Origin of the sequence: Kosakonia sp. S57 (assembly GCF_016516575.1) — a bacterium.
GTDB lineage: Bacteria > Pseudomonadota > Gammaproteobacteria > Enterobacterales > Enterobacteriaceae > Kosakonia > Kosakonia cowanii.
The window spans coordinates 183439-208651 of the sequence record NZ_JACVUL010000002.1 but is presented as its reverse complement, the minus strand read 5'-3'; the positions used below and the strand labels follow the sequence as shown (position 1 = coordinate 208651).

Sequence of the window (25213 nt, the reverse complement as noted above, 5' to 3'; positions counted from 1 at the left end):
TCCATAATGTCAGAAACAGTAAGTGGCCGACCGGGCTGCCGGACGGTTACAAAATGCGTTTTTGCGCGTCGGTAAACAGCTGTTCCAGCAGCTGGCCCGGCTCGGCATATTTGCGACAGAGGATCATCGAGGCGATGATGTAGGGCTTCCAGCTCGCCTCTTTGTAGGTGGCAATGCGGTATTTTTCGAACACCTCCGCCGCGACTTCGCCTTCGTCGCAGGAGACGCCGCTGATATCTGCCGGCAGACAGTGCATATAGAGCGCTTCGCCGTTGCGGGTGGTCGCCATCAGCGCTTCGGTACACTCCCACTCTTTATGGCGGGCATTCTGCGCCAGGCACTGCTGCTCCAGCGCTTTAAGCCCCTGATGATCGCTGGCGCGCAGCAGGTCCGTGCGCTGCTCCATCACCGTGTAGGGCGCCCAGGATTTCGGGTAGACGATATCGGCATCTTTAAACGCTTCTGCCATATCATTGACCTGGCGGAAGCTGCCGCCCGAGGCTGCGGCATTGCTTTTTGCAACTTCAATCACATCCGGGATCAGGTCGTAGCCGTCGGGGTGCGCGAGGGTGACATCCATTCCAAAACGCGTCATCAGCCCGATGATCCCCTGCGGCACCGAGAGGGGTTTGCCATAGCTTGGCGAGTAGGCCCAGGTCATGGCGATTTTTTTGCCCTTCAGCGCCTCCAGCGAGCCGAAGTGTTCGCGCAGCCAGGCGAGATCCGCCATCGACTGGGTCGGGTGGTCAATGTCGCACTGTAAGTTAATCAGCGCCGGACGCTGCGGCAGCACGCCCTGTTTATGGCCGTCATCCAGCGCTTCGCCCACTTCCCGCATCCAGGCGTTACCGGCACCGAGATACATGTCGTCACGAATGCCGATGGCGTCTGCGCAGAAGGCGATCATATTGGCGGTTTCGCGTACCGTTTCGCCGTGGGCGATCTGCGATTTCCCCTCATCAAGATCCTGTTGCGCGAGGCCGAGCAGATTGAGTGCCGAGGCATAGGAGAAGCGGGTACGGGTAGAGTTATCGCGGAACACCGAAATGCCCAGCCCGCTGTTGAACACGCGGGTGGCAATATTCTCTGCACGCAGCGCCTTCAGTGCCGCGGCGACATCAAGTACCTGCTTCAGCTCATCCGGCGACTGCTCCCACGTCAGCAGAAAATCTTTCTCATGCAGATGCGAGTGAAGGGTGCGGATCTCCTTGATTAATTCATTAACAGTTTTCATTTTGCAATCCTGATTAAGAATGACGGGCTTACGCGTGGCGGTGCGGTTGCAGGGGGAGTGTGACGCGCGACGGCCAGCGTGTAGTGGCACCCTAACAATAAGTGTGCCACTTCCCGCCGGCTGCGCTGGATGGCGGGTAAAGGGCCGGGATTATGCGAGCCATATCACGGATTCTTACAAGATTGCGCAGAAAAGAAGCAATACGCTGAGGCGTGTGAACAGACGATGCGGAGGCGATATAAAGGCGAAACGGGAAATGCGGGAAAAATAACCGGGAAATAACCGCTAAATTGATAAACTGCGCAGCGTAATTATCATATTGATAGCGAAATGTGATAGCTATTACATATTTACCATTCGTCACAAAGCGGTCGGGTGTGGTTATTCCGTAATACGCGAAGGGGAGTGTTATCCTGCAACGACGGAAAGCAGAGCGGAAAGATGCTGTTAAAAGTTTGTGAGCAATAAATAAGGACGATTATGATTCCATCCACCACGCCCTCCATTTTGATGCAGATTCAACCTAAGATACAAAAATTCGCCGGAATGCTGGCGAGCGTTCTGCAACTGGAAGTGGAAATTGTTGATAATTCATTATGCAGGGTCGCCGGAACGGGAATTTTTGATACGCAAATTGGGCGTAAATTAAATACAAGTTCACAACTATTGCGCCACATTGTTGAGACAAAAAAGGAAAAAGTGGTTACCCACTCCCGCTTTGATCCCTTCTGTAATGGTTGCCACAGCAAAGCGAACTGCAAAGAGAAAGCCTTTATCGGCACCCTGGTTATCTATCATGGGCAGTGTGTTGGAGTGATTAGCCTGGTGGCATTAACCCATGAGCAGCAAGTTCGCATCAACGATAATATTCAGGCCTTCTCAGATTATGTTCGTCATGTCTCGTCGATATTTGTCTCGCGCTTTCTTCAGGATCTCTCCAGCAACGATAATATTCAGAAAGTCTTTTTGACCATGATTGAATTTATGGATCAGGGCGTGCTGGTGGTCGGCCACGATCATAAAATTAAATTCGCTAACCCTTCGGCGCTGAAAATTATCGGTGCGTCAGCGGGAAATATGATCGGCAAGAGTATTCACTTTCGCCCGCTAACCTTTGAAGACCATTTCCGCCACGGCCATATGCTGCACGTCGTTTCATTCGATGATAAGAAAGAGCTTATTATCGGTCAGCTGCATGCGGTTCAGGATCAGTGGTTATTTTTAATGGCCTTTCACCAGTCCCACTCATCAGCAGAATTAAGCGCCGCCCACGAGGAGCCCTTAATTGAGAGCCTGATCGGGGAGTGCCGCCCGATGCGGCAGTTGAAAAAGCTGATTCACCGCGTCGCGCCCGTCCCCTCAAGCGTGATGATTGTTGGCGAGAGCGGTACCGGCAAAGAGGTGGTCGCCAGAGCGATCCATAAACTGAGCGACCGCAGCGTCAAACCTTTTGTCGCTATCAACTGCGCGGCGATCCCTGAGCATCTGCTGGAGAGCGAGCTGTTCGGCTACGTTAAAGGCGCGTTTACCGGCGCATCGGCCAATGGCAAAACGGGACTTATTCAGGCGGCAAATCATGGCACCCTGTTTCTCGATGAGATTGGCGATATGCCATTAACTCTGCAGGTGAAGCTGCTGCGCGCCATTGAGTCGCGGGAAGTGCAGCCGGTGGGCGCCTGTCACCCGGTGCCGGTGGATATTCGTATTATCTCCGCGACCAATCAAAACCTTGCACAGGTTATCGCCGAGGGTAAATTCCGCGAAGATCTCTACTATCGCCTGAATGTGATCCCGCTGCGCTTACCGCCTCTGCGCGAGCGCCAGCAGGATATTGAGCTGCTGATCCACTACTTCCTTCATCTGCATACGCACCGGCTGGATCTGGTCTATCCAGGCGTTGCGCCGGAGGTGGTGGCCTTTCTGCAACGCTACCGCTGGCCGGGCAATATTCGTGAGCTGAGCAATCTGATGGAGTATCTGGTCAACGTCGTCCCCTCCGGGGAGGTTATCGATATCTCGCTTTTGCCGCCCAATCTGTTGAGCAGCGACAACGTCAGCGCAACCTGCGCGCACGTTACAGCAGCTGCCGAAGGGCGGGCAGAGAGCGTTACGGCGCTGGAGGAGATGGAACGGCAGATGATCTGTGACGCGCTCTCGCGCTACGGCAATAAAAAGCAGGCGGCGGATGTGCTGGGGATTGGTATTGCCACGCTCTATCGCAAAATTAAAAAGTATGCGCTGGAGGGGGTGTGAAAAAAGGGGGGGATGGTCGGGGGCAGAATATCAGTGTGTCCCCTGCAGGAATCGAATACAGAACAGGGCGAACCCAGACAAGCCTTCGCATACCATCAGCCCCAGCGCGCTGAAGGGAAAGGGGAGGGTTAAGGAACTGATTGATGCCTTACCTGAGCACGATCGCGAAAAAGCGCTGGCGCTTCTGCTTGAGGCAAAAAATCGCGCCTGAATGCAAGTGGCCGGGAGTGCAGCAGCATACCCGGCACTGCTCATAAGTGATGAAAATTTTTCAGTTCCTGTCTTGTTTAACCTGCTGAATTCAAATAAGAAAAATCCCCGCAATGTAACCCTGCATGACCTCCGGTAGTGACATAAAATTAAAAATCCCTTCTGTTACAGTCACTTGAAGAAAATAGCGGCAGTTCTGAAACTGTAAAAACTGAAAATAACTGAAATCTGTTTCATTGATTTCAGTCCGGGTTTTCTGACTGACAGCCAGCACTGGCGCGGTCTAGGGGATGAGTTGTAGAAAAAGAAAACAGAAACATTTTACTGCTACAGAAACGGCAGGCGGGTGCGGTGTAGTGCCAATTTTGTCTCCAGTCGGTTTTTTTCAGTGCTAACTTGACTGGAGTGCCTAGCTGATTTTGGCATGCATTTCTTTTGACTTAAGTGAAATAAAAATGTTTCGTGTTCATAATATATTTCGTGAGTTAAACCCCATTGTGGAAAAGTTATAAATATCAGTAGGTTAATTATAAAAGGCTGTCGTAATAACTTACATATTCCAATAATAAGTCAATGAAAGATTGTTAAATCTAAGAGTGAATAAAAATACATTTTATTAAAATATAACTTATGTATAATCATTGGTATTAAATGCTTATTTAATTTGAATTATCCTATTGCTATTCGTACCTTGGTTAAATCCCAAAAGAGACACAAAAATGTTTAAAGTTTCTAAAAAAAATTTTACTGCATTCATATTGCGAATCGCAAAATATACCCCATTTGTCTTTCCTGACGGGGTGGTATTCTTTTCAAAGGACTCAGGGGCGGGGCGTGATGTTCCCTACTCATCGAAAAAAGACAAAAAAATAAAGAGAATTAGTTATTTTAGCGGGGATTTCAAGTGGAAGGCAATAACGTTATCATCAATAGTAACTAAAAAAGAAGTCTCAATATTAGAGAAAAACTTGGATAATTTGGAATTCCATAGTTTTTTGCGTGAGCATGCCAAGTTATCAAAAACCTCTATTGAAGATCATGGCTGTTTTAATTATGGCATAGGTTCATTTAATATAAATAGGCAGGCTAATTATGATGCTCTTGGCTCTTTATTTGTAAAAAATGATTTATTTTCTGGGGTATATGTTTCGCTTTTTAAATCGCCATCTGGGTTATTTGTGTTAACATATTATTTTTTCATGACCGATAAGGCTACCGATCTGATTAAGAGTGTAGATGTCAGTGACTTAGTTTGCTTCCGAGAGTTTGTTGGCTTTAATATATATAAGAGAAAGAATATGGCCCTGAGGACGGTTGATAGAAAAAGTCAGGCAGCATATCGCATTGAACTCAATAATATGAAGGTAATTAATGAAGCAAAATCAATTGTTGGCAAATTAGGTGATAAGTTAGGACTGGTGCCAACAGAGTTTGTTATTGGTTCAGAGTATTACAAAGATCAAGAAGAGCCATATTTTAATGATGCATATATTTCAGAAAGTTTTAGTGGCGAGGAGATATATTATATCAGCTCAAGTCGGCATGATGAATTAAATTACAGTGATGATCCCTCGGAGCATTATTTTAGAACACCTTCATTTAGAAAACAGCTCTTCGATTTTTCGTATCTTCTTTGTAAAAAAAATAACCAATTTGAGCAATTCGATAACTTTCAAAAACGGTATTACCAGTGTTACGAGGATCACTTGGTATTTGTGCCGCTCTATATATTGCATAAAGAAATTTCGAGAATCATTGAAACAATAAGCAATGTTATATCAAGCGAAAGAATAAAAGATTTAGCAAAACATCATGACATTGTTTACGATTGTCTATCACAAACTGAGACTTTTAAAAAATGGATTGGTGAAATAGAGGCTGATTACAAATTCCATGCTGATGAAAAATATCATAGAGTGCTTGGTGCTTTCATTAAAAGACAGAAAGCAAGGGTCGGAGATTTATATACATCTACCAAGACTTTTTACTCTTTGTCGGAAAATAGAGTGCAAGTGGAAAATATAAGATATAGTAAAAGAAATTCTAAGTTTATTTTATGGTTAGTAATAATTCAGATTATTTTAGCGTCGATTACAATTGATTTGTACAAGAAGGCACAGTGGTATAGCCCAATAGTTAATTTTATATTGTCAAATTGATTTTATATCGCCATTTTAGGGGGGGCTTAGTCAATATTTCCGCATAACTTTGCATCATCTTTGCTCTTTGCTGTAAATGTTGTGCATGGTTGTATGTACCTCTGATAGAGTTCTTATCAACATGTGCGAGTTGCATTTCAATCCAGGCACTTTCAAAACCGTGTTCATGCAAAATTGTGCTCATGGTATGCCTGAAACTGTGGCCTGTTAAACTACCATGATAGCCAAGCAGCTTAATTACTTTATTGATGCTGGCCTCACTCATTGGCTTTCTGGCGTCGTTGCGGCCAGGGAAAACGAGGCCGTAATTACCTATGATCACCTGAAGTTTTTTCAGAATGTCGATTGCTTGGGTGGATAACGGAACCAGGTGCGGACGGCGTTTTTTCATATGCTCTTTTGGGATTTCCCATAATGCATTGTCGAGATCAAATTCTTTCCACTCTGCCGTGCGTAACTCAATAGTGCGAACGCCGGTAAGCATCAGCAGCTGCGTGGCGTATTTCGTTACCACACTCCCTTCATAGTTATCCAAAGCTTTAACAAAGGCAGGTAGCTCACTTTCTGTCAGAAAGGGAAAATGCTGCGTTTTAGGCTTGCTAAGGGCGATAGCCAGATCGTGAGCGAAATTGTATTTTGCCCAGCCAGTGACAACGGCATAACGAAGCACTTCACCGCAACGGCGACGAATTTTGCTGGTTTGTTCCAGTGCGCCTCGTTTCTTAATTTTTTGCAGGACTGTTAGCAGTTCTAAAGGTTAGATTTGTTCAATGGGACGCTGGCCGATATAGGGGAAAATATCCTTCTCAAGGCAGTTCAGAACCTCTTTCGCATAGCCGTCTGACCATGTTGCGACTTTAGATGAGTGCCACTCTCTGGCGACGGCCTCAAAGCTGTTTTCATGGGCGAATTGCAGCGCTATTTTTCTGCTTTGCGAGCTTCGCTGGGGTTAATACCCTTTGCCAGCATAGAACGGCATTCCTCGCGCTTTTGTCGTGCCTCAGCTGGTGATACCTCACCATACACACCAAACGAAATCATCTTTGGTTTACCGGCGAAATGGTAACGAAAGCGCCAGCCCTTTCCGCCAGCCGTATCTACAAGCCGTGACAGCCCCATCCCGTCATTGAGGGGGTAGGGTTTTTCTTTAGGTTTGGCGCGTTTTATTTGGATGTCAGATAGCAGCAGGTGTATAGAAAAAATTGCGCCGTGTTATGAGCAATCCTAAACGCAAGGATGTATAGATTCCATTAGAAAATATGGAACTTATCTGGAGGTGATTTTTTGAGAATAGCTTCGATTCTAGGCGATTTATTGGGTTTATCGGACTGCGTGAGGCTAGGTACTGGTGTCCCCTGCAGGAATCGAACCTGCAACTAGCCCTTAGGAGGGGCTCGTTATATCCATTTAACTAAGGGGACGCAGAGCGGGGCCGTGAAATGGCGTGCGTATGCTACCGTAACTGTTTGCTGCGCTTCAAGGTTTTTGTTCTTTTGTTTTAGCGTGGGGCGATATGGCGTAGGGGCAGGATGCCATCCTGAGATGGCATCCTTCTGTTCAGGCTTTTTTTAATAAGTACTTTCTGAACAGAGAGCTGAGCTTTTTCTCTAACAAATAGTGAGAGATGACGGCAAAGATAAATGAGAGGATCACCGCGAGCACAAACAGCATTAAACCGCCCCAGGCAGATTGATTATGGTGCAGCGCTTTGCTGAGCAGTGATTTCGCACGGTAATGCACAAGGTAAAGAGAGAAAGAAATTTTCCCGGTATAGAGCACCGGCTTCGGTGCCCAAAAAGCGTACTGCGCTTCGTGATTGGTCAGAGAAAATACCAGTGCAAAAGCGGCGAGAATATAACCGAGGCCGCCAATCTTGCTGTAATGGGTTAACAGAATAAAGAGGAACAGCGCGAAGCTAAGCACGATTAAGGCAATGCTGACGCCTTTGCTGTAGGTGATCTTTTTATTCACTACCAGCCAGCCGATAAAGGTGCCGACAAGAAATTCGAGCATCAAACTATTAGTGAGGGTGGCGAGATAGCCCGGGTAGTTATAGTGGTTTGAGGGTGAAATCGCCACGTTATGCAGCCAGGCAGGGATGGCGACCGCCAGAGCCACAATCACAAACAGCACACTGTTTTTACGCGTTTTGAACAACATGCAGAGGGTAAACAAAGTGTAGAAAATAAATTCGTAATTGAGCGTCCAGCCAACAAACAGTTTGGCGACGCCAAACCAGGGCGCGATTCGCGTCGTGTCTAACGGAATAAACAGCAGTGAAGTGGCGGTTTGCATCCATGACTCAACGCTACTGCCAGCCACCAACAGCGTAATAGCGAAATAGGGTGGGAAGACACGGCAAAAACGCTTAATGAAAAAGATCTTTGCAGAAGCTAAACCGCCGTTATCGTCGCGGGTAATGTAGTAAATAATAAACCCGCTAATGACGAAAAAGAGATCGACACCGATATCACCGTTGAGAAAAAGTCGATCGCCCCAGCCTTGAAATGACTGATTAATAAAGCTTTTAAAATGAAAGCACATCACTATTACCGCAGCGAAGGCCCTCAATGCCTGTATTGAATAGAAATTTCTATCAGTCATCACATCATCCATATTTTATGAGTTTTTACTGCCACGTGTTTTTTATTGTGATGTCGCTAACACGCATTTTAAGAGTTATTAAGTCAATCTAAAACCAGGCTAAATGCCCGAAGAGAAGCAAACCTCCCCACCATTACCGCGTAGGGAGGCTAAAAATTACAATGAGACCTTTTCTACATGACCGTCAGGAATATGGCTGTAATACCAGTGCTCGCCATTGATTTCCGTTGATTTCAGTTTCTCTGCCGCGAGCGTACGGTGCGTGTGACCCACTTCAACGGTGACCGGCTGAGTAATCGGCTGCGGGCTAATGATAATTAAATCACCCTGCGCGTTGCTGTAGGCGGTGATGTTGTCTGCAACCCGGATAACTTCACCATTGGCGATAGCGGAGTAATCAAAGTCCACCGTTTCGGGGTAAATATTATCGACACCAAAATATTGGCCATAGATTTCAGGATCGTGGAACAGGCCAAACTGACCGCCGCTGTTCTGCATTTTAATAAAGTGGTAATCAGGAATGGTGATCTCTCTGTTTCCCTGCGCGGACTCTTTTTCGATAATGCTCATCCGCACCTGCTCTTGCAGCGCAATACGCGTGTAGCTTTTATGCATCAACGTCCATGACCAGGCAAAAGTGCCTGCGCACAGCAGTGTGACAATTGCCGTGCAGATAACGGCTTTTCTGACACCGCTCATTAAAATGCCGTAGGCGATAAAAGCGATGGTCAACAGGAAAAACATAAAGGTGCCGTTGACGACCCGGTCCGGATAGGAGGGCGAGGCGAACATAATCAGCACCGTGCCGACGCCAAAAATCGCCGTCAGGATAGCGGGCAGCACCGTGCGGCGGGTAATTTTCGCTTTCACCTCTTTATTAAAGAGAATAACCAGCACCAACAGCAGCAGCACAACGTAGCTAATCCAGATTAGCGCCAGATGGTTGTGTACTCGTTCGGTTAAGTGAATGGCAATACGCTCCAGCAGCGGTTTGCCGTACCAGTAGGTTTTACTGGCCGCACGCACAAAATTACCCGGCGAGAAGATCAGCGTACAGGAGCCCGCCAGCGCTGAAAGGGCATAGATAATTTTGTTTTTGGCCACCGATTTCGCTGTGACCATTTCATAAATAATGGCGACCAGCGCGAGAAGCACGACAAAAGGTGACACGCTCTCATTCGAGCAGCCCGCCATAAAAGCGAGCACCATCAGTAATGGATTAATGGTTTTAATATTATCGACGGTGATGCGGTAGAGATAAAAAATCCATGCGGCGACAAACAGGTTTGTCCAGAGATAGTTGGCCGCACCGACCAGCCAGAAGGTGGTTTGCCCTAAATTGGGGTTGGCGATCCAGTAAGTGCAGAAAACCAGCGGCAGCAAAATATTATCGCTTTTTTGCCAGCGCAGGGTTTTGCCCGGCGTTTTGGCAATGAAATAACAGAAGGCCAAAGCCGCAAACGCGGTTGAAAAAGCGTAGACAAATTGCGACTGGGTGATGAGGATCAGTGAGCTGGCGTAATCTGCCACGATCCTGCCGCTCCAGGTCATATAGTGATGATAATGGCTGGCAGGGGAGATACCCAACAGATAGTAGCGGTAATCATCTGAGTGAATCGGCGTCAGCCACTCAATGGCGAACAGGCTCGCAAAGGCGAGCGCAATAAGCAGAACTTTATAAGATTTCTCTAACATAATAATTAACGTTCCAGGGTTCTTTTTCTGTTCTTAATAAGATAACGCGGTCTCTCTTTCACTTCGGTATAAACGCGTCCCATATATTCGCCAAGAATACCGATGCCGATAAGCTGAATACCGCCTAAAAAGAGGATCGCCGTCATCAAAGAGGGATAACCGGGTACCGGATTTCCCCATAACAATTTGTCGATCACCATCCAGATGGCGTAGAAAAAGGAGAGCAACGAGACGCTAAGACCGATATAGGTCCAGATACGCAGCGGGAAAGTGGAGAAACTGGTGATGCCATCAAGCGCAAGATTCCACAGCTTCCAGCCATTGAATTTTGACTTACCGGCCACGCGGTCAGCGCGAATATATTCAACAATATCGGTGTTACCGCCAACCCACGAAAGGATGCCTTTCATAAACAGATTACGTTCAGTAAGCAGTTTGATATTTTCAACGACTTCCCGCGACATCAGGCGAAAATCACCCACGTTCTCTTCTATCTGCGGATAGCTGATTTTATTGTGTAGCTTATAAAACCACTCTGCTGATTTGCGCTTCATGCGGCCATCGGTTGAGCGATCGCTACGCTTCGCCAGCACCATATCGGCACCCGCTTGCCACTTCGCAATCAGATGAGGGATGACCTCAACCGGATCCTGCAAATCGACATCCATCGGAATAATGGCCTCTCCCGTCGCGTGCTCAAGCCCGGCAAATAACGCCGGCTCTTTGCCGAAATTACGCGTGAAAGACAACGGCACGACCAGCGGATCGGAGAGCGCGAGAGTATTAATAATGGTTTCAGTAGCATCTTTGCTGCCATCATTAATAAAAACCAGCTCAACGGTATAGGGCTTTAACGCGTCAAAGCCGCGCACCGTTTTATAAAAGATGGGTATCGCCTCTTCTTCATTAAAGACGGGCACCACCAAAGAGATTTTCATTTCGCATCCCTGAAAACAATTAACTTTGACCAGGCGAAGCCGCACACCAGGCTGATAGCGGAAAAGAGAATCAGCGTTACGATGGGCGGCATGCCGGAACGATCGGCAAGCCAGCCAACGGCGACACTCAGTATGCCCATAAATCCGACATACATCAGATAACGCCCGGTAGTGGTTGATGATTTGAAGGTGAATTTCGCATTAGCGAAAAAGCTGAAACTGACCGCAACAATAAAGCCGGCAAGGTTAGCCAGCGCCTGGCGCGTCGATAAACCATAAACGCACAGACAAAAAATAAGCCAGTGCAGCGCGGTATTTAATAAACCAATAGAGGCGTAGGTAGAAAATCGTTTAAACATAATTCTGAGCAATGAGTCGCTGATGCCGCGAGTGTAGCAGACAACCCCTGGAAGGTCATTAGAGGGTGCCAGTCCGCGATAATCAGCGCTCACTGCTCAATGTGATATATCACCGCAATTTATCAGTTGCTGACAAATTACGCTTCGCCTCGCGCCTGTTTCTCCTCTTTCGCTTTGGCTTTCGCCTCCGCTTTGCGGGCGTTGCTCATATCATTGCGGATCTGCGCATGGCTGAGCAGGGCGAAAATAAAGGTGCCGCCGCAAATATTCCCGGCGAGCGTCGGCAGGGCGAAGGGCCAGAGGAATTCGCTCCAGTGCAGCGTACCGTTAAATACCAGGTAGAAGATCTCTACGGCACCGACCACGATATGGGTGGTGTCGCCGAGTGCTATCAGCCAGGTCATTAAAATAATCACCACCAGTTTTGACGCACCCGCCGCCGGGAACATCCAGACCATGGTGGCGATGATCCAGCCGGAGATAATCGCATTGGAGAACATCTCCAGCGGCGTATTTTTCATCACGTCCATGCCGATTTTGACAAAGGCATCGCGGGTTGGCTCATCGAAGATCGGCATATACTCAAAGGCAAAGGCTGCCACGGCGGTGCCGACCAGGTTACCCAGCAGCACCACGCCCCATAGCCGCCCGAGCAGACCCATGTTTTTCCAGCTTGGGTTTTGCATCACTGGCAGAACGGCGGTAACGGTGTTCTCGGTAAAGAGCTGCTGACGCGCCATGATGACGATGATAAAGCCGAAGGTGTAACCGAGGTTCTCCAGCAAAAATCCGCCGGGAATCCCCTCCAGCTGGACATGAAAAATGCCCTTTGCCAGTAACGATGCGCCCATTGATAAGCCTGCGGCAATCGCCGACCAGAAGAGCGCCATCGCGTCACGCTCCATCTCTTTTTCGCCATCCTGACGAATATGTTCATGGATCGCCATCGCCCGTGAAGGCAAACGCTCCTCATCAACCTCTATCTCCTCGCCGCGCTGCTTCTCTTCGCTTTCGACTTTCATCTCATCGCTGTGCTGGTCGATCTTCTCTTCTTCTATTTTGTCCACGAAGGCCTCACTTTATTGATTTTTGTGCGTTAAGCGTAGCGGCTTTCTCCCCGTATTCAGGGCGGTATCCTCCGAAATTATAGTGAAGAGCAAAAAAGGCGATAGATTGCCTGGAAACAATGTATAAGATTATTAACACGCCGCGCCGGCAACTGCGGCTATGCTGAAGTGAATCACACAGTCCACGACATAGACATCATAAGACGCGCTGTTACAATGCGTTGCATTTTGATGAATGGCCTCGAAGAAGGCCGTATTCTGCAGGGAGAGAATGATGAAATACCGCCTGTCGGCGCTTGCGCTGGCCACCACTGTGCTGGTCGGCTGCGCCAGCTCGAACGAGACGCAAGGGCGCTCGGACCCGTTAGAAGGGTTTAACCGCACCATGTATAACTTCAACTTCAATGTGCTGGATCCCTATGTTGTCAGACCGGTTGCCGTTGCCTGGCGTGATTATGTGCCGCAGCCGGCGCGTAACGGCCTGAGCAACTTTACCAGTAACCTTGAAGAGCCGGCAGTGATGGCGAACTACTTCCTGCAGGGCAACCCTTATCAGGGGATGGTTCACTTCACCCGCTTCTTCCTTAATACCGTACTGGGGATGGGCGGCTTAATGGATGTGGCCGGAATGTCCAACCCGAAACTGCAGCGCGAAGAGCCGCACCGGTTTGGTAGCACGCTGGGTCACTACGGCATGGGTTATGGCCCGTATGTGCAACTGCCGTTCTATGGCAGCTTCACCCTGCGTGAAGATGGCGGCGATATGGCGGATACGCTCTATCCGGTGCTCTCCTGGCTTACCTGGCCGCTCTCCGTCGGTAAATGGACGGTTGAAGGCATCGAATCGCGCGCACAGCTGCTCGACTCCGACGGCCTGCTGCGCCAGTCCTCCGATCCCTACATCCTTGTGCGTGAAGCCTACTTCCAGCGCCATGACTTTATCGCCAACGGCGGTAAGCTGAAGCCGCAGGAGAACCCGAATGCGCAGGCGATTGAAGGTGATTTAAAAGATATCGACTCGGAATAAGAGCCAATAAAAAAGGTGAGCCAAAAGCTCACCTTTTTTTATCCCTACGCGCTTATCAGAAGGCGTAGTTGAAGTTGGCACCATACAGCCAGGCGCGACCTTCAGATTTGAAAGTATATTGCCCTTCGGTGAACTTCACTTTCTGACCGTGCATATAGGAGACACCGACGTCCACTGATGCATCTTTATTAAATGCATAGGTGGCACCGGTGCTCAGCCAGAAGCGATCCTGGTCCGGAATGGAGATAGAGCGTTTATCGGCAGGAACCGGGCTGTCATCAAAGGCGATACCGCCACGGAAGGTCCAGTTATCATCCATGTAATAGGTGGTACCGAGCGCGATACGGTAGGCGTCTTTAAAGCCCTCTTCTTTATAGAAGAGCTGCTGACCCTGGCTACCCGTCGCTTTCAGCTGCTGGAACTGGCTCCAGCTGGTGTAAGCCAGGCTGTAGTGGATCGCCCACTGCGGATCGACACGGTTATAACCCGACACTTCCCACATTTCCGGCAGATTCAGCGTCAGCGAGCCAGGAATGGTTGCGCCAGCGGTTGCGACAGGCAGGCCATTCAGACCCAGTCTCGGGCCGAGTGTGTTAACAGCCAGCGGCAGGTTGCTCTTATAGTCGCCATCGAAGTCAACTTTCACTTCTGAACGGTAGGTCAGACCCCAGCGGTTATTTTTATCCAGTTCATACAGGATACCGGCGTTCCAGCCGAAGCCCCACTCGTCACCTTTCAGATGCGCAATCTGCGTATCTGGCGGAATCAGTCTGCTCAGGCCAAATGCACTGCCGGTAGCGGCATCAACCTGCTGCGGCAGATCGCCCGCGTAGCGTTCAATTTTCGCGCGTGCATAGACCGCATCAAAACCGAGGCCGAAGCTCCAGTTGTTATTAAGACGGTATGCGCCGCTGAGGTTCAGGTTCAGCGTTTCGAGGTCGGTTTTACCACCCACGGAGCCAGCTGAGTAGTTGTTGTTGAACTCTGTCGCCAGACCATAGTTGGAGGTGACGGAGGCGCCCCAGCCAAACTGATCGTTAATCGGCGCAACAAAGTGCAGGTTTGGCACCCATGCCGTCGGTGCGATGTTATCCTGGCTGGCATTATTTAAACGGGAGCTGCCGGTAACATCCACACCCGGGTCTACAAACACCGCGCCGCCAGAGAAAGTCGGGCGATCAAACATGGTGATCAGGGCCGGGTTACGGCTGGCATTGCCTGCATCATCAGCAATTGCGCCTTCACCAGAGTAAGCGCGACCGAGGCCGGAGGCGGAGAATTCGTTGAGTTGAAAGCCTGCGGACCAGGCCTGGGTAGAAACGAGTGCCACTGCGACTGCCAGAGCAGACTTGGTAAAACGGGTTTTCTGGCTCATGACCATAACCTCATTCGAAGCGAGTTATTTTTATACAAACTTTCTTACGCCTTGTTAAAGAAGCGCGAAGTGTAGGGTCTGAGCTACCACAGAGAAATCAGACCAGTGGCGAGAGTATAGGTCTGACCAGAACTAATGTTGCAAGTATGTAATCAAGATTTTTCAATTGTGATCTCCGAAACGGGATCTGCGTGGCAAATTTGGCCGTAGCACGGATCCCCGTTTTCGGTAGTTTTTGTTTTAGATCATTTTTAATTGTGATTTCGGTCACTTAAGGCCGTTCCGGCGATTAACGACTGGAGCGACCCTGCGCGGCGGCGTAAAATATGTTCAATCTTGACCTGGCACCCAGGGTGCGAATTTAGAGGAAATCTTCTATGAGTAAATGCAGTGCTGATGAAACCCCGGTTTGCTGCTGTATGGATGTCGGAACCATTATGGATAACTCCGACTGCACCGCCTCTTACAGCCGCGTATTCGCTAACCGCGCCGACGCCGAAGAGACGCTGGCGGCGCTGACCGCTAAAGCACGCAGCGTCGAGTCTGAACCGTGTGAAATCACGCCGACTTTCACCGAGGTGGCAGACGGCGTACAACTTGATATCGATTTTGTTTTCGCCTGCGAAGCAGAAACCCTCATTTTCCAGCTCGGTCTGCGCTAAACCGCCTCTCAACGCTCCCCCCTGCGGGAGCGTTTTTTTATCCGTTTATCTGTGCCTTAGCTCCCATTTTTTCCTCCCTGCCATTGGCTAAATGTAAAAGATTGGTTAAGACTGTTATCAGGTCAGACCACTTTATTGATTCCGTTGTTAACAGGGGAGTGTTATGAGTCAGGCGTTACCGCTTGTCACCCGTCAGGGCGACCGCATTGCCATTGTCTGCGGGTTACGAACCCCATTTGTCCGTCAGGCGACCGCGTTTCACGGCGTGCCGGCGATCGATCTCGGCAAAATGGTGGTGGGGGAGATGCTGGCGCGCAACGAAATTCCCCCCGAAGTGATTGAACAACTGGTCTTCGGCCAGGTGGTGCAGATGCCGGAAGCGCCAAATATCGCGCGTGAAATTGTGCTCGGCACCGGCATGAGTGTGCACACCGACGCCTACAGCGTTAGCCGCGCCTGTGCGACCAGCTTTCAGGCGGTGGCGAACGTAACGGAAAGCCTGCTGGCGGGCACCATCCGCGCGGGTATCGCCGGTGGCGCGGACTCCTCTTCTGTGCTGCCTATTGGCGTCAGTAAAAAACTGGCGCGCGTGCTGGTGGATGCCAACAAAGCGCGCACCGTCGGGCAGAAACTCAAACTCTTCTCACGCCTGCGTCTGCGCGATCTGCTGCCCGTCCCGCCTGCGGTCGCTGAGTACTCGACCGGCCTGCGCATGGGCGACACCGCTGAGCAGATGGCGAAAACCTACGCCATTAGCCGTCAGGAGCAGGATGCGCTGGCGCACCGCTCTCACCAGTTCGCCGCTCAGGCCTGGGCCGAGGGCAAGCTGGCTGAGGAGGTGATGACCGCCTACGCACCACCGTTCCGCGATCCCATCGGGCAGGACAATAACGTGCGCGGCAACTCCAGCCTCGCCGATTATGCCAAACTGCGCCCGGCCTTTGACCGTAAACATGGCACCGTCACCGCAGCCAACAGCACGCCGCTCACCGATGGCGCGGCGGCGGTGATTTTAATGACCGAATCACGCGCCAGAGAGCTGGGCCTCGTGCCGCTGGGCTATCTGCGCAGCTACGCCTTTACGGCAATTGGCGTGCAGAAAGATATGCTGCTCGGCCCGGCCTGGGCAACGCCGCTGGCGCTGGATCGTGCCGGGTTAACCATGGCCGATCTGACCCTGTTTGATATGCATGAAGCCTTTGCCGCCCAGACCTTAACCAACCTGAAACTGATGGCCAGCGATCGTTTCGCGCGCGAGGTGCTGGGGCGCTCGCAGGCCACCGGTGAGGTGGATGAGAGCAAATTTAACGTGCTTGGCGGCTCAATTGCCTATGGTCACCCCTTTGCCGCCACCGGCGCGCGGATGATCACGCAAACCCTGCATGAGCTGCGGCGTCGCGGCGGCGGTTTCGGTCTGGTCACCGCCTGCGCGGCGGGAGGATTAGGCGCGGCAATGGTTCTGGAGGCGGAATAATGACGGTTTCTGCATTTACCCTTACTGTGCGCCCCGACAATGTCGCGGTCGTTACCATCGATGTACCCAATGAAAAGATGAACACCCTGAAAGCGGAGTTTGGCGCACAGGTGCGCGCCATCTTAAAAGAGATCCGTGATAACCGCGCTCTGCGCGGCGTGGTGTTTATTTCGGCGAAGGCGGACAACTTTATTGCCGGTGCCGATATCAATATGATTGGCCGCTGCCAGAGCGCGAAAGAGGCGGAAGAGCTGGCCCTGCAGGGGCAGAAGATCATGGCGGAGATCCATGCTCTGTCGATCCCGGTTGTTGCCGCCATCCACGGTGCCTGTCTTGGCGGCGGGCTGGAGCTGGCGCTGGCCTGTCATCGCCGCGTCTGCTCGGACGATGGCAAAACTATTCTCGGTCTGCCGGAAGTGCAGCTCGGCTTGCTGCCCGGCTCCGGCGGCACCCAGCGTTTGCCGCGGCTGGTGGGCGTCAGCACTGCGCTTGAGATGATCCTGACCGGCAAACAGCTTCGTGCGCGGCAGGCGCTGAAAGTGGGGCTGGTGGATGATGTGGTGCCGCACGATATTCTGCTGGAAACCGCAGTCGAAATGGCGCAGCAGGAGCGCCCGCTCAGCCGCCGTTTGCCGGTGCGCGAACGCATTCTCGCCGGGCCGCTCGGCCGCACGCTGCTGTTTAAGATGGCAGCGAAGCGCACCGAACAGAAAACCCACGGTAACTATCCTGCCGCACCACGAATTTTATCGGTGATTGAGACCGGTCTGGCGCAGGGGCGCAGCAGCGGCTATGAAGCGGAAGCGCGCGCCTTCGGTCAACTGGCGATGACGCCGCAGTCGCAGGCACTGCGTAATATCTTCTTTGCTTCAACCGACATCAAAAAAGATCCCGGCAGCACGGTTGCTGCCGCGCCGCTGCACTCCGTCGGCATTCTTGGCGGCGGGCTAATGGGCGGCGGTATCGCTTATGTCACTGCCAGCAAGGGCGGGTTGCCGGTTCGCATTAAAGATATTAATGCGAAAGGCATTAACCACGCGCTGAAGTACAGCTGGCAGGAATTAGATAAAAAAGTACGTCGCCGCTTTATCAAACCCGGCGAGCGTGACAGCCAGATGGCGAAGATCTCCGGCTCGCTTGATTACCGCGGCTTTGCGCATCGCGATGTGGTAATCGAAGCGGTGTTTGAAGATCTCTCTCTTAAACAGAAGATGGTCAGCGAAGTGGAGGCGCACTGCGCGCCGCACACCATTTTTGCTTCTAACACCTCCTCGCTGCCCATTGCGGATATTGCCGAAAACGCGGCGCGTCCGGGAAAGGTGATCGGATTACATTTTTTCAGCCCGGTGGAGAAGATGCCGCTGGTGGAAGTGATCCCGCACGCCGGTACCGATGAGCAGACTATCGCTACTACCGTGAAGCTGGCGAAGAAGCAGGGCAAAACGCCGATTGTGGTCGCCGATAAAGCGGGCTTTTACGTTAACCGCATTTTGGCACCCTACATCAGTGAAGCGATGCGCATGCTGAGCGAGGGCGAGCCGATTGAGGCCATCGACCGGGCGCTGGTGAAGTTTGGTTTCCCTGTCGGCCCCATCCAGTTGCTTGATGAAGTGGGCATCGATACCGGCACGAAGATCATTCCGGTGCTTGAGGCCGCTTACGGCGAGCGTTTTAGCGCGCCTGCAACGCTTGTCTCCGCGATTTTGAATGACGATCGCAAAGGGAGAAAAAATGGTCGTGGTTTCTATCTTTACCCGACAAAAGGGCGTAAAAGCAAAAAACAGCCCGACGCCTCGATCTACCGCTTAATCGGCGTGTCGGCGAAAGGGCACTCCTCGGCGCAGCAGATTGCCGAGCGCTGCGTTCTGCTGATGCTTAACGAAGCGGCGCGCTGTTTTGATGAGCAGGTGATTCGTAGCGCGCGCGATGGCGATATTGGTGCCGTTTTCGGCATTGGCTTCCCGCCATTTTTAGGGGGGCCTTTCCACTATATGGATACGCTGGGCGCGGCAAGCGTCGTGGCGTCGCTGCAGCAGATGGAGGCGCGTTATGGGGCACGATTTGCACCGTGTGAAGCCCTGGTACGCATGGCTCAGGAGGGGAAACGCTTCTGGCCGACAGCGGAAAGTGAGCCTGTAAGTTAAGGTCGAAAAAAGTAAATGTGTTATACCTCATGGCCTTTGCGGTTATTTCATAAACAGTGATTGACTATACTTGCGCCATTGAGGTAAAAAACAGCGTTTCATTCAACGAATGAATAAGGCAAAATGCCCGGCCATCCCGTTTTTTTGCCAGCGTGATCTCTTTTCACCGGCAAAAGCGCGATGCTTCTGGTTAACAAAAGCGGTGCAATATGCAAGTTTTTATCATGCGTCACGGCGATGCTGCCCTCGATGCAGCCAGTGACTCCGTTCGTCCGCTTACCCCTTGCGGCTGCGACGAATCGCGTCAAATGGCAACGTGGTTGAAAGGCCAAAAAGTGGATATCGATCGTGTTCTGGTTAGCCCGTTTTTACGCGCTGAACAGACGCTGGAGAAGGTAGGGGAGTGCATGAACCTGCCTGACAACGTGGATGTCCTGCCGGAGTTGACGCCCTGCGGCGATGTCGGTCTGGTAAGCGCTTATCTGCAGGCGCTGGCCAATGAAGGCACCGAAACGGCGCTGGTGATCTCGCACCTGCCGCTGGTAGGCTACCTGGTTGCCGAGCTCTGTCCCGGCGAAACGCCACCCATGTTCACCACCTCGGCTATCGCCAGCGTCACGCTGGATAAAGAGGGCAAAGGGGTGTTCAACTGGCAAATGAGTCCCTGCAACCTGAAGATGCCGAAAGCCATCTGATTCATCGGACCGATGCAAAAAAAGAGCCGCACAGTGCGGCTCTTCTCATTTCTGCCTCACGGCAACTCCGGCGGCTGCCACTCTTCGACTTCAATCAGCACCAGCACTGCCGCATCGCCGCCGTACTCTTTCGGGGCCTGGTGAAACGCCATCACATGCGGATGTTGTGCCAGCCAGAGCGGCGTTTGTTGCTTAAGAATGTGTTTGCCGTGGCCGTGCATCACGCAGGCGCAAAAGACGTGCTCGCGCCGACAGGCGGCAATCAGCGCGCCAAGCTCCTGTTTGGCCTGCATCTGCGTTAAACCGTGCAGATCGAGAAACAGCTCCGGGGAGTAATCACCGCGGCGCAGTTTTTTCAACTCAAAATGGCTGACATCGCTGCGGACATATTTTACCGGGCCATCGGTGTTGAGCAGCGGCTGAAACTCGTCGGAAAAGTAGTGGCTGTTATCCGCCTGCTCCTGCAACAGGCGCTTGACCGGCACTTCGGCGATCTTCTTGCGCGCCGGGCGGTGAACAACGGTGTCCTGCTTCATCTGGCGCGTCCCGGTCATCAGCTGCCGGAACAGGGCCTGCTCCTCCTCGCTAAGCGATGGTTTCTTTTTCATTTGCGCATCCTGTTTTTCTTTGCGCCAGTGTACCCGACTGCAGGCGGCTGCGGTGCAGCAAAATGCATTTTTACGCCGCGCAGATGCGCGTGGATGCTGATTTATCCCCATCTTCATGGCAAACTAGCCGCCGAATTTATTGCGAGCATGCCCTGGGGGATAGTATGGATAAAATTTTCGTCGACGAAGCAGTGAACGAGCTGCACACCATTCAGGACATGTTGCGCTGGTCGGTCAGCCGATTTAGCGCCGCCAACATCTGGTACGGCCACGGCACCGACAACCCCTGGGATGAAGCGGTGCAACTGGTGCTGCCAACTCTCTATTTACCGCTGGATATTCCCGAAGAGATGCGTAACGCGCGCCTCACCTCCAGCGAGCGCCACCGCATCGTTGAGCGCGTGATCCGCCGCGTTAACGAGCGCATTCCGGTGGCTTATCTCACCAATAAAGCCTGGTTCTGCGGCCACGAATTTTATGTCGATGAGCGCGTGCTGGTGCCGCGTTCGCCGATTGGCGAGCTGATTAACAACCACTTCGCCGGGCTTATCGATCAGCAACCGCAGCACATTCTTGATATGTGCACCGGCAGCGGCTGTATCGCTATCGCCTGCGCGTACGCCTTCCCGGAAGCGGAAGTGGACGCGGTGGATATCTCCGCCGATGCGCTGGCGGTAACGGAACACAATATTGAAGAGCATGGCCTTATTCACCATGTCACGCCGATCCGCTCCGATCTCTTCCGCGATCTGCCGAAAGTGCAGTATGACCTGATTGTCACCAACCCGCCGTACGTTGATGAAGAGGATATGTCCGACCTGCCGTCGGAATACCGCCATGAACCGGAGCTGGGTCTTGCCTCCGGCAGCGATGGTCTGAAATTGACGCGCCGCATTCTCGCCTGTGCTCCGCAGTACCTCTCTGATAACGGCATCCTGATTTGTGAAGTCGGCAACAGCATGGTACATCTGATGGACCAGTACCCCGATGTGCCGTTCACCTGGCTGGAGTTCGACAATGGCGGGGACGGTGTCTTTATGCTGACCAAAGCGCAACTGATTGCCGCACAAGAACATTTCAGCATCTACAAAGACTGATCAACGCGCAAACACACAACGAATAACGGAGCCGTGATGGCAGGAAACACGATTGGACAACTCTTTCGCGTCACCACTTTCGGTGAATCGCACGGGCTGGCGCTGGGCTGTATTGTTGATGGCGTGCCGCCGGGCATTCCGCTGACGGAAGCGGATTTACAACACGATCTCGACCGCCGCCGTCCTGGCACCTCGCGCTACACCACCCAGCGCCGCGAGCCGGACCAGGTCAAAATCCTCTCCGGCGTGTTTGAGGGTGTGACTACCGGCACCAGCATCGGCCTGCTGATTGAAAACACCGATCAGCGCTCGCAGGACTACGGTGCGATCAAAGATCTCTTCCGCCCCGGTCATGCGGATTACACCTACGAACAGAAATATGGCGTGCGCGACTATCGCGGCGGCGGTCGCTCTTCCGCCCGTGAAACGGCGATGCGCGTCGCGGCTGGCGCAATTGCGAAAAAATACCTCGCACAGAAATTCGGCATCGTCATTCGCGGCTGTTTAAGCCAGATGGGCGACATTCCGCTGGAGATCAAAGCGTGGGATCAGGTTGAGCTTAACCCCTTCTTCTGCCCGGATCCGGACAAGATCGAGGCGCTGGACGAGCTGATGCGCGGCCTGAAGAAAGAGGGCGACTCTATCGGCGCGAAAGTGACGGTGGTGGCTGACAACGTTCCGCCAGGCCTTGGTGAGCCGGTATTTGACCGTCTGGATGCCGATATTGCCCACGCCATGATGAGCATCAATGCGGTGAAAGGCGTTGAGATTGGCGACGGCTTTGAAGTGGTGAAACTGCGCGGCAGCCAGAACCGCGATGAACTGACCCGCGACGGCTTCCAGAGCAACCATGCTGGTGGCATTCTCGGCGGTATCAGCAGCGGTCAGCAGATCGTTGCCAATATCGCGCTGAAGCCTACCTCCAGCATCACTGTGCCGGGTAAAACCGTGACGCGTTCTGGCGATGAGGTGGAGATGATCACCAAAGGGCGTCACGATCCCTGCGTTGGTATTCGCGCGGTGCCGATCGCCGAGGCGATGATGGCAATCGTATTAATGGATCACTTCCTGCGTCAGCGCGGTCAAAACGCTGATGTCACTCCTACACTTCCACGCTGGTAACTGATGAAAAAAACGGCAATCGCGCTGTGTGCGCTGCTGCTGAGCGCCGCCGCTACGGCGGCGACACCGTGGCAAAAACTGACCCATCCGGTGCCCGGCAGCCCGCAGTCGATTGGCGCATTCTCGAATGGCTGCATCGTCGGCGCGCAGGAGCTGCCGCTGCAATCTGACACTTATCAGGTGATGCGCACCGATCAGCGCCGCTATTTCGGCCACCCGGATCTGGTGCTGTTTATTCAGCGCCTCAGCACCCAGGTGCATAACCTGGGTCTTGGCACCGTGCTGGTGGGCGATATGGGTATGCCAGCGGGCGGGCGCTTTAACGGCGGTCACGCCAGCCATCAGTCGGGGCTGGATGTGGATATCTTCCTGCAACTGCCGACCACGCGCTGGAGCGCGGCGCAGCTGCTAAAACCGCAGGCGCTGGATCTGGTCTCACAGGATGGAAAAAGCGTGGTGCCTTCGCTGTGGAAGCCGGAAATCAGCAGCCTGATTAAGCTTGCCGCGCAGGATGATGAGGTGACGCGTATTTTCGTTAACCCGGCGATCAAACAGCAGCTCTGCCTCGATGCCGGCACGGATCGCGACTGGCTGCGCAAGGTGCGTCCATGGTTCCAGCATCGCGCGCATATGCACGTGCGCCTGCGCTGCCCGGCCGACAGCCTTGAATGTGTCGATCAGCCAGCGCCGCCACCGGGCGACGGCTGCGGCGCGGAGCTGCAAAGCTGGTTTGAACCGGCGAAACCGGGCAGCAGCACGCCTGAGAAAAAGACGCCGCCACCATTGCCGCCTTCCTGTCAGGCTCTACTGGATGAACACGCCCTCTGATGGAACTCTTTGATTCGCTGTTTATGATGACACCGCTGATGCTGGCGGTGCTCTTTTTTGTCGCGATACTGGCAGGCTTTATCGATGCGCTGGCAGGTGGTGGCGGGCTGTTAACCGTTCCGGCGCTATTAGCCGTGGGGATGAGCCCGGCGCAGGCGCTGGCAACCAACAAGCTGCAGGCCTGCGGTGGATCGCTTTCCGCCTCGCTCTACTTTATTCGCCGCAAAGTAGTCAATATCGCCGATCAGAAGCTCAATATTTTGATGACCTTTATCGGCTCTACCAGCGGTGCGCTGCTGGTGCAGTATGTGAAATCAGACGTGCTGCGCCAGATCCTGCCAATATTAGTCATTTGTATCGGTCTCTACTTTTTATTGATGCCGAAGCTTGGCGAAGAGGATCGGCAGCGTCGTCTGTATGGCCTGCCATTTGCGCTGGTCGCCGGTGGCTGCGTCGGTTTCTATGACGGCTTTTTCGGCCCCGGTGCCGGGTCGTTTTACGCGCTGGCGTTTGTCACCCTCTGCGGGTTCAACCTCGCGAAATCGACCGCGCACGCCAAAGTGCTTAACGCCACCTCCAACGTCGGCGGGCTGCTGCTGTTTATCATCGGCGGCAAAGTCGTATGGGGCACCGGTTTTGTGATGCTTATCGGCCAGTTTCTTGGCGCGCGCATGGGATCGCGGCTGGTGCTCAGTAAAGGGCAGAAGCTTATCCGTCCGATGATTGTGATTGTCTCGGCGGTAATGAGCGCAAAACTTCTCTATGACAGTCACGGCCAGGAGATCCTCCAGTTTCTGGGGGTGAATGTATGACGCACCACTATCAGCAATTAATTGATATTTTTGATGGCTGCTTTGCCATCGATTTTAATACCCGTCTGATTAAAGGCGATGACGAACCGATCTATCTTCCCGCTGATGCCGACGCGCCTTATAACCGTGTGGTGTTTGCCCACGGTTTTTACGCCAGCGCCCTGCATGAGATTTCGCACTGGTGCATTGCTGGAGCCGAGCGGCGCAAGCTGGTTGATTTCGGCTACTGGTACTGCCCGGACGGGCGTGATGCTGCAACCCAGGGGCAGTTTGAGGATGTCGAAGTGAAGCCGCAGGCGCTGGAGTGGCTCTTCTGCGCGGCAGCGGGCTTCCCGTTTAATGTCAGCTGCGACAACCTTGAAGGCGACGTCGAGCCGGATCGCGTGGCGTTTCAGCGCCGTGTACACGCCCAGGTGATGGTGTGGCTGGAGCAGGGGATCCCGGCGCGTCCGGCGCGCTTTATCAAGGCATTACAGGATTATTATCAGACGCCGCCGTTAGCGGCAGCACAGTTTCCGTGGCCGGAAGATCTGTAGGGCCACGTTTTTACGAGAGGAAGAGAGATGATCGCGGAGTTTGAATCACGCATTCTGGCGTTAATTGACAATATGGTGGATCACGCCAGTGATGATGAACTGTTTGCTGGCGGTTATCTGCGCGGGCACCTGACGCTGGCGGTGGCCGATCTGGAGAGCGGCGATGACCACTCGCCGGAAGCGGTATCCGCACGCGTGACCACCAGTGTGGAGCACGCCATTCAGGCCGGTGAGCTGTCGCCGCGTGACCAGGCGCTGGTGCTCAGCATGTGGGAAAATCTTTACCAGCAGGCGAAGGCGCACTAAGCCTGCTT

Annotated in this window: 21 protein-coding genes, 1 tRNA gene and 1 pseudogene; 13 read left to right on the top strand and 10 right to left on the bottom strand. The window is 52.4% G+C overall.

What is annotated here, in order from left to right; translation table 11 throughout:
- Positions 1-46: 46 nt before the first annotated feature.
- Positions 47-1234: a knotted carbamoyltransferase YgeW gene (ygeW, locus tag IAE48_RS02780; protein ID WP_042716280.1), complete on the bottom strand. Its 1188-nt coding sequence runs from the start codon at positions 1232-1234 to the stop codon at positions 47-49.
- Between the two features lie 480 nt (positions 1235-1714).
- On the opposite strand from ygeW, the gene IAE48_RS02775 reads away from it, so the two are divergent.
- Positions 1715-3487, top strand: a complete 1773-nt coding sequence (locus tag IAE48_RS02775; RefSeq protein WP_200133388.1) for a sigma-54-dependent Fis family transcriptional regulator — start codon at positions 1715-1717, stop codon at positions 3485-3487.
- A 929-nt stretch (positions 3488-4416) separates the two neighbouring features.
- The gene (locus IAE48_RS02770) at positions 4417-5856 is read left to right on the top strand and encodes a hypothetical protein (protein ID WP_200133387.1); all 1440 of its coding nucleotides are present in this window, start codon (positions 4417-4419) and stop codon (positions 5854-5856) included.
- Here IAE48_RS02770 and IAE48_RS02765 read toward each other — a convergent pair.
- The 7 genes and pseudogenes from IAE48_RS02765 to IAE48_RS02735 form a co-directional block, all read right to left on the bottom strand.
- Positions 5840-7044: pseudogene (locus IAE48_RS02765) on the bottom strand (tyrosine-type recombinase/integrase). The gene IAE48_RS02770 and the pseudogene IAE48_RS02765 sit on opposite strands and share 17 nt — an antisense overlap.
- Positions 7045-7202: 158 nt before the next feature.
- Positions 7203-7277: transfer RNA gene (locus IAE48_RS02760), tRNA-Arg, on the bottom strand.
- Positions 7278-7413: 136 nt separating this feature from the next.
- Positions 7414-8460: an acyltransferase gene (locus tag IAE48_RS02755; RefSeq protein WP_200133386.1), complete on the bottom strand. Its 1047-nt coding sequence runs from the start codon at positions 8458-8460 to the stop codon at positions 7414-7416.
- Between the two features lie 156 nt (positions 8461-8616).
- Positions 8617-10155, bottom strand: coding sequence for a DUF6056 family protein (locus tag IAE48_RS02750; RefSeq protein ID WP_200133385.1), 1539 nt, complete (start codon positions 10153-10155; stop codon positions 8617-8619).
- A gap of 5 nt (positions 10156-10160) precedes the next feature.
- A complete protein-coding gene (locus tag IAE48_RS02745) occupies positions 10161-11093 on the bottom strand; it encodes a glycosyltransferase family 2 protein (protein ID WP_200133384.1) in 933 nt (310 codons plus the stop codon).
- The gene (locus IAE48_RS02740) at positions 11090-11452 is read right to left on the bottom strand and encodes a GtrA family protein (protein ID WP_200133383.1); all 363 of its coding nucleotides are present in this window, start codon (positions 11450-11452) and stop codon (positions 11090-11092) included. Before IAE48_RS02740 ends, IAE48_RS02745 begins: the two co-directional genes overlap by 4 nt.
- Positions 11453-11589: 137 nt before the next feature.
- Positions 11590-12519, bottom strand: a complete 930-nt coding sequence (locus IAE48_RS02735) for a formate/nitrite transporter family protein (protein ID WP_200133382.1) — start codon at positions 12517-12519, stop codon at positions 11590-11592.
- 274 nt (positions 12520-12793) lie between these two features.
- Here IAE48_RS02735 and mlaA point away from each other — a divergent pair, with 274 nt between their 5' ends.
- Positions 12794-13546 (top strand): phospholipid-binding lipoprotein MlaA, encoded by a 753-nt coding sequence (gene mlaA / locus IAE48_RS02730; RefSeq protein ID WP_023479799.1) that lies wholly within the window; start codon positions 12794-12796, stop codon positions 13544-13546.
- Positions 13547-13601: 55 nt separating this feature from the next.
- On the opposite strand, the gene fadL is transcribed toward mlaA, so the two are convergent.
- Positions 13602-14921 carry a long-chain fatty acid transporter FadL gene (gene fadL / locus IAE48_RS02725; protein WP_200133381.1) on the bottom strand — a complete coding sequence of 440 codons (1320 nt, stop codon included), beginning with the start codon at positions 14919-14921 and terminating at the stop codon, positions 13602-13604.
- A 377-nt stretch (positions 14922-15298) separates the two neighbouring features.
- On the opposite strand from fadL, the gene IAE48_RS02720 reads away from it, so the two are divergent.
- From IAE48_RS02720 to sixA, 4 genes are all read left to right on the top strand, one after another.
- Positions 15299-15583: a YfcZ/YiiS family protein gene (locus IAE48_RS02720; RefSeq protein WP_042717384.1), complete on the top strand. Its 285-nt coding sequence runs from the start codon at positions 15299-15301 to the stop codon at positions 15581-15583.
- Positions 15584-15746: 163 nt separating this feature from the next.
- Positions 15747-17057, top strand: coding sequence for an acetyl-CoA C-acyltransferase FadI (fadI, locus tag IAE48_RS02715; protein ID WP_094421292.1), 1311 nt, complete (start codon positions 15747-15749; stop codon positions 17055-17057).
- On the top strand, positions 17057-19201 hold the full coding sequence (gene fadJ, locus IAE48_RS02710; RefSeq protein WP_233631379.1) for a fatty acid oxidation complex subunit alpha FadJ: 2145 nt from the start codon (positions 17057-17059) through the stop codon (positions 19199-19201). The genes fadI and fadJ overlap by 1 nt, the downstream gene beginning before the upstream one ends.
- A 209-nt stretch (positions 19202-19410) precedes the next feature.
- Positions 19411-19896 (top strand): phosphohistidine phosphatase SixA, encoded by a 486-nt coding sequence (gene sixA, locus IAE48_RS02705; RefSeq protein ID WP_054804315.1) that lies wholly within the window; start codon positions 19411-19413, stop codon positions 19894-19896.
- Positions 19897-19952: 56 nt separating this feature from the next.
- Here the strand turns inward: sixA and smrB are convergent, their stop codons facing one another.
- Positions 19953-20504, bottom strand: coding sequence for an endonuclease SmrB (smrB, locus tag IAE48_RS02700; RefSeq protein ID WP_023479810.1), 552 nt, complete (start codon positions 20502-20504; stop codon positions 19953-19955).
- A 164-nt stretch (positions 20505-20668) separates the two neighbouring features.
- On the opposite strand from smrB, the gene prmB reads away from it, so the two are divergent.
- From prmB to IAE48_RS02670, 6 genes are read left to right on the top strand one after another with little or no spacing between them, the layout of a single operon-like run.
- Complete coding sequence (gene prmB / locus IAE48_RS02695) at positions 20669-21601, top strand: 50S ribosomal protein L3 N(5)-glutamine methyltransferase (protein ID WP_054804316.1); 933 nt, start codon at positions 20669-20671, stop codon at positions 21599-21601.
- Between the two features lie 36 nt (positions 21602-21637).
- Entirely contained in the window at positions 21638-22723 is a 1086-nt protein-coding gene (aroC, locus tag IAE48_RS02690; protein WP_200133380.1) for a chorismate synthase, read from the top strand.
- Positions 22724-22726: 3 nt separating this feature from the next.
- The gene (gene mepA / locus IAE48_RS02685; protein ID WP_200133379.1) at positions 22727-23551 is read left to right on the top strand and encodes a penicillin-insensitive murein endopeptidase; all 825 of its coding nucleotides are present in this window, start codon (positions 22727-22729) and stop codon (positions 23549-23551) included.
- Positions 23551-24363, top strand: coding sequence for a sulfite exporter TauE/SafE family protein (locus IAE48_RS02680; protein WP_094421290.1), 813 nt, complete (start codon positions 23551-23553; stop codon positions 24361-24363). Before mepA ends, IAE48_RS02680 begins: the two co-directional genes overlap by 1 nt.
- Entirely contained in the window at positions 24360-24899 is a 540-nt protein-coding gene (locus IAE48_RS02675) for an elongation factor P hydroxylase (RefSeq protein ID WP_042715295.1), read from the top strand. Before IAE48_RS02680 ends, IAE48_RS02675 begins: the two co-directional genes overlap by 4 nt.
- Before the next feature lie 27 nt (positions 24900-24926).
- Entirely contained in the window at positions 24927-25205 is a 279-nt protein-coding gene (locus IAE48_RS02670) for a YfcL family protein (RefSeq protein ID WP_023479659.1), read from the top strand.
- The last annotated feature ends 8 nt before the right edge of the window (positions 25206-25213 follow it).

Coding starts and splice junctions, on each gene's coding strand:
- IAE48_RS02680 (WP_094421290.1), top strand. CDS start 23,551: ATGGAACTCTTTGATTCGCTGTTTATGATGACACCGCTGATGCTGGCG.
- IAE48_RS02775 (WP_200133388.1), top strand. CDS start 1,715: ATGATTCCATCCACCACGCCCTCCATTTTGATGCAGATTCAACCTAAG.
- fadI (WP_094421292.1), top strand. CDS start 15,747: ATGAGTCAGGCGTTACCGCTTGTCACCCGTCAGGGCGACCGCATTGCC.
- ygeW (WP_042716280.1), bottom strand. CDS start 1,234: ATGAAAACTGTTAATGAATTAATCAAGGAGATCCGCACCCTTCACTCG.
- mlaA (WP_023479799.1), top strand. CDS start 12,794: ATGAAATACCGCCTGTCGGCGCTTGCGCTGGCCACCACTGTGCTGGTC.
- IAE48_RS02745 (WP_200133384.1), bottom strand. CDS start 11,093: ATGAAAATCTCTTTGGTGGTGCCCGTCTTTAATGAAGAAGAGGCGATA.
- IAE48_RS02670 (WP_023479659.1), top strand. CDS start 24,927: ATGATCGCGGAGTTTGAATCACGCATTCTGGCGTTAATTGACAATATG.
- IAE48_RS02740 (WP_200133383.1), bottom strand. CDS start 11,452: ATGTTTAAACGATTTTCTACCTACGCCTCTATTGGTTTATTAAATACC.
- IAE48_RS02720 (WP_042717384.1), top strand. CDS start 15,299: ATGAGTAAATGCAGTGCTGATGAAACCCCGGTTTGCTGCTGTATGGAT.
- mepA (WP_200133379.1), top strand. CDS start 22,727: ATGAAAAAAACGGCAATCGCGCTGTGTGCGCTGCTGCTGAGCGCCGCC.
- IAE48_RS02675 (WP_042715295.1), top strand. CDS start 24,360: ATGACGCACCACTATCAGCAATTAATTGATATTTTTGATGGCTGCTTT.
- aroC (WP_200133380.1), top strand. CDS start 21,638: ATGGCAGGAAACACGATTGGACAACTCTTTCGCGTCACCACTTTCGGT.
- sixA (WP_054804315.1), top strand. CDS start 19,411: ATGCAAGTTTTTATCATGCGTCACGGCGATGCTGCCCTCGATGCAGCC.
- IAE48_RS02755 (WP_200133386.1), bottom strand. CDS start 8,460: ATGACTGATAGAAATTTCTATTCAATACAGGCATTGAGGGCCTTCGCT.
- fadJ (WP_233631379.1), top strand. CDS start 17,057: ATGACGGTTTCTGCATTTACCCTTACTGTGCGCCCCGACAATGTCGCG.
- prmB (WP_054804316.1), top strand. CDS start 20,669: ATGGATAAAATTTTCGTCGACGAAGCAGTGAACGAGCTGCACACCATT.
- IAE48_RS02750 (WP_200133385.1), bottom strand. CDS start 10,155: ATGTTAGAGAAATCTTATAAAGTTCTGCTTATTGCGCTCGCCTTTGCG.
- fadL (WP_200133381.1), bottom strand. CDS start 14,921: ATGAGCCAGAAAACCCGTTTTACCAAGTCTGCTCTGGCAGTCGCAGTG.
- smrB (WP_023479810.1), bottom strand. CDS start 20,504: ATGAAAAAGAAACCATCGCTTAGCGAGGAGGAGCAGGCCCTGTTCCGG.
- IAE48_RS02770 (WP_200133387.1), top strand. CDS start 4,417: ATGTTTAAAGTTTCTAAAAAAAATTTTACTGCATTCATATTGCGAATC.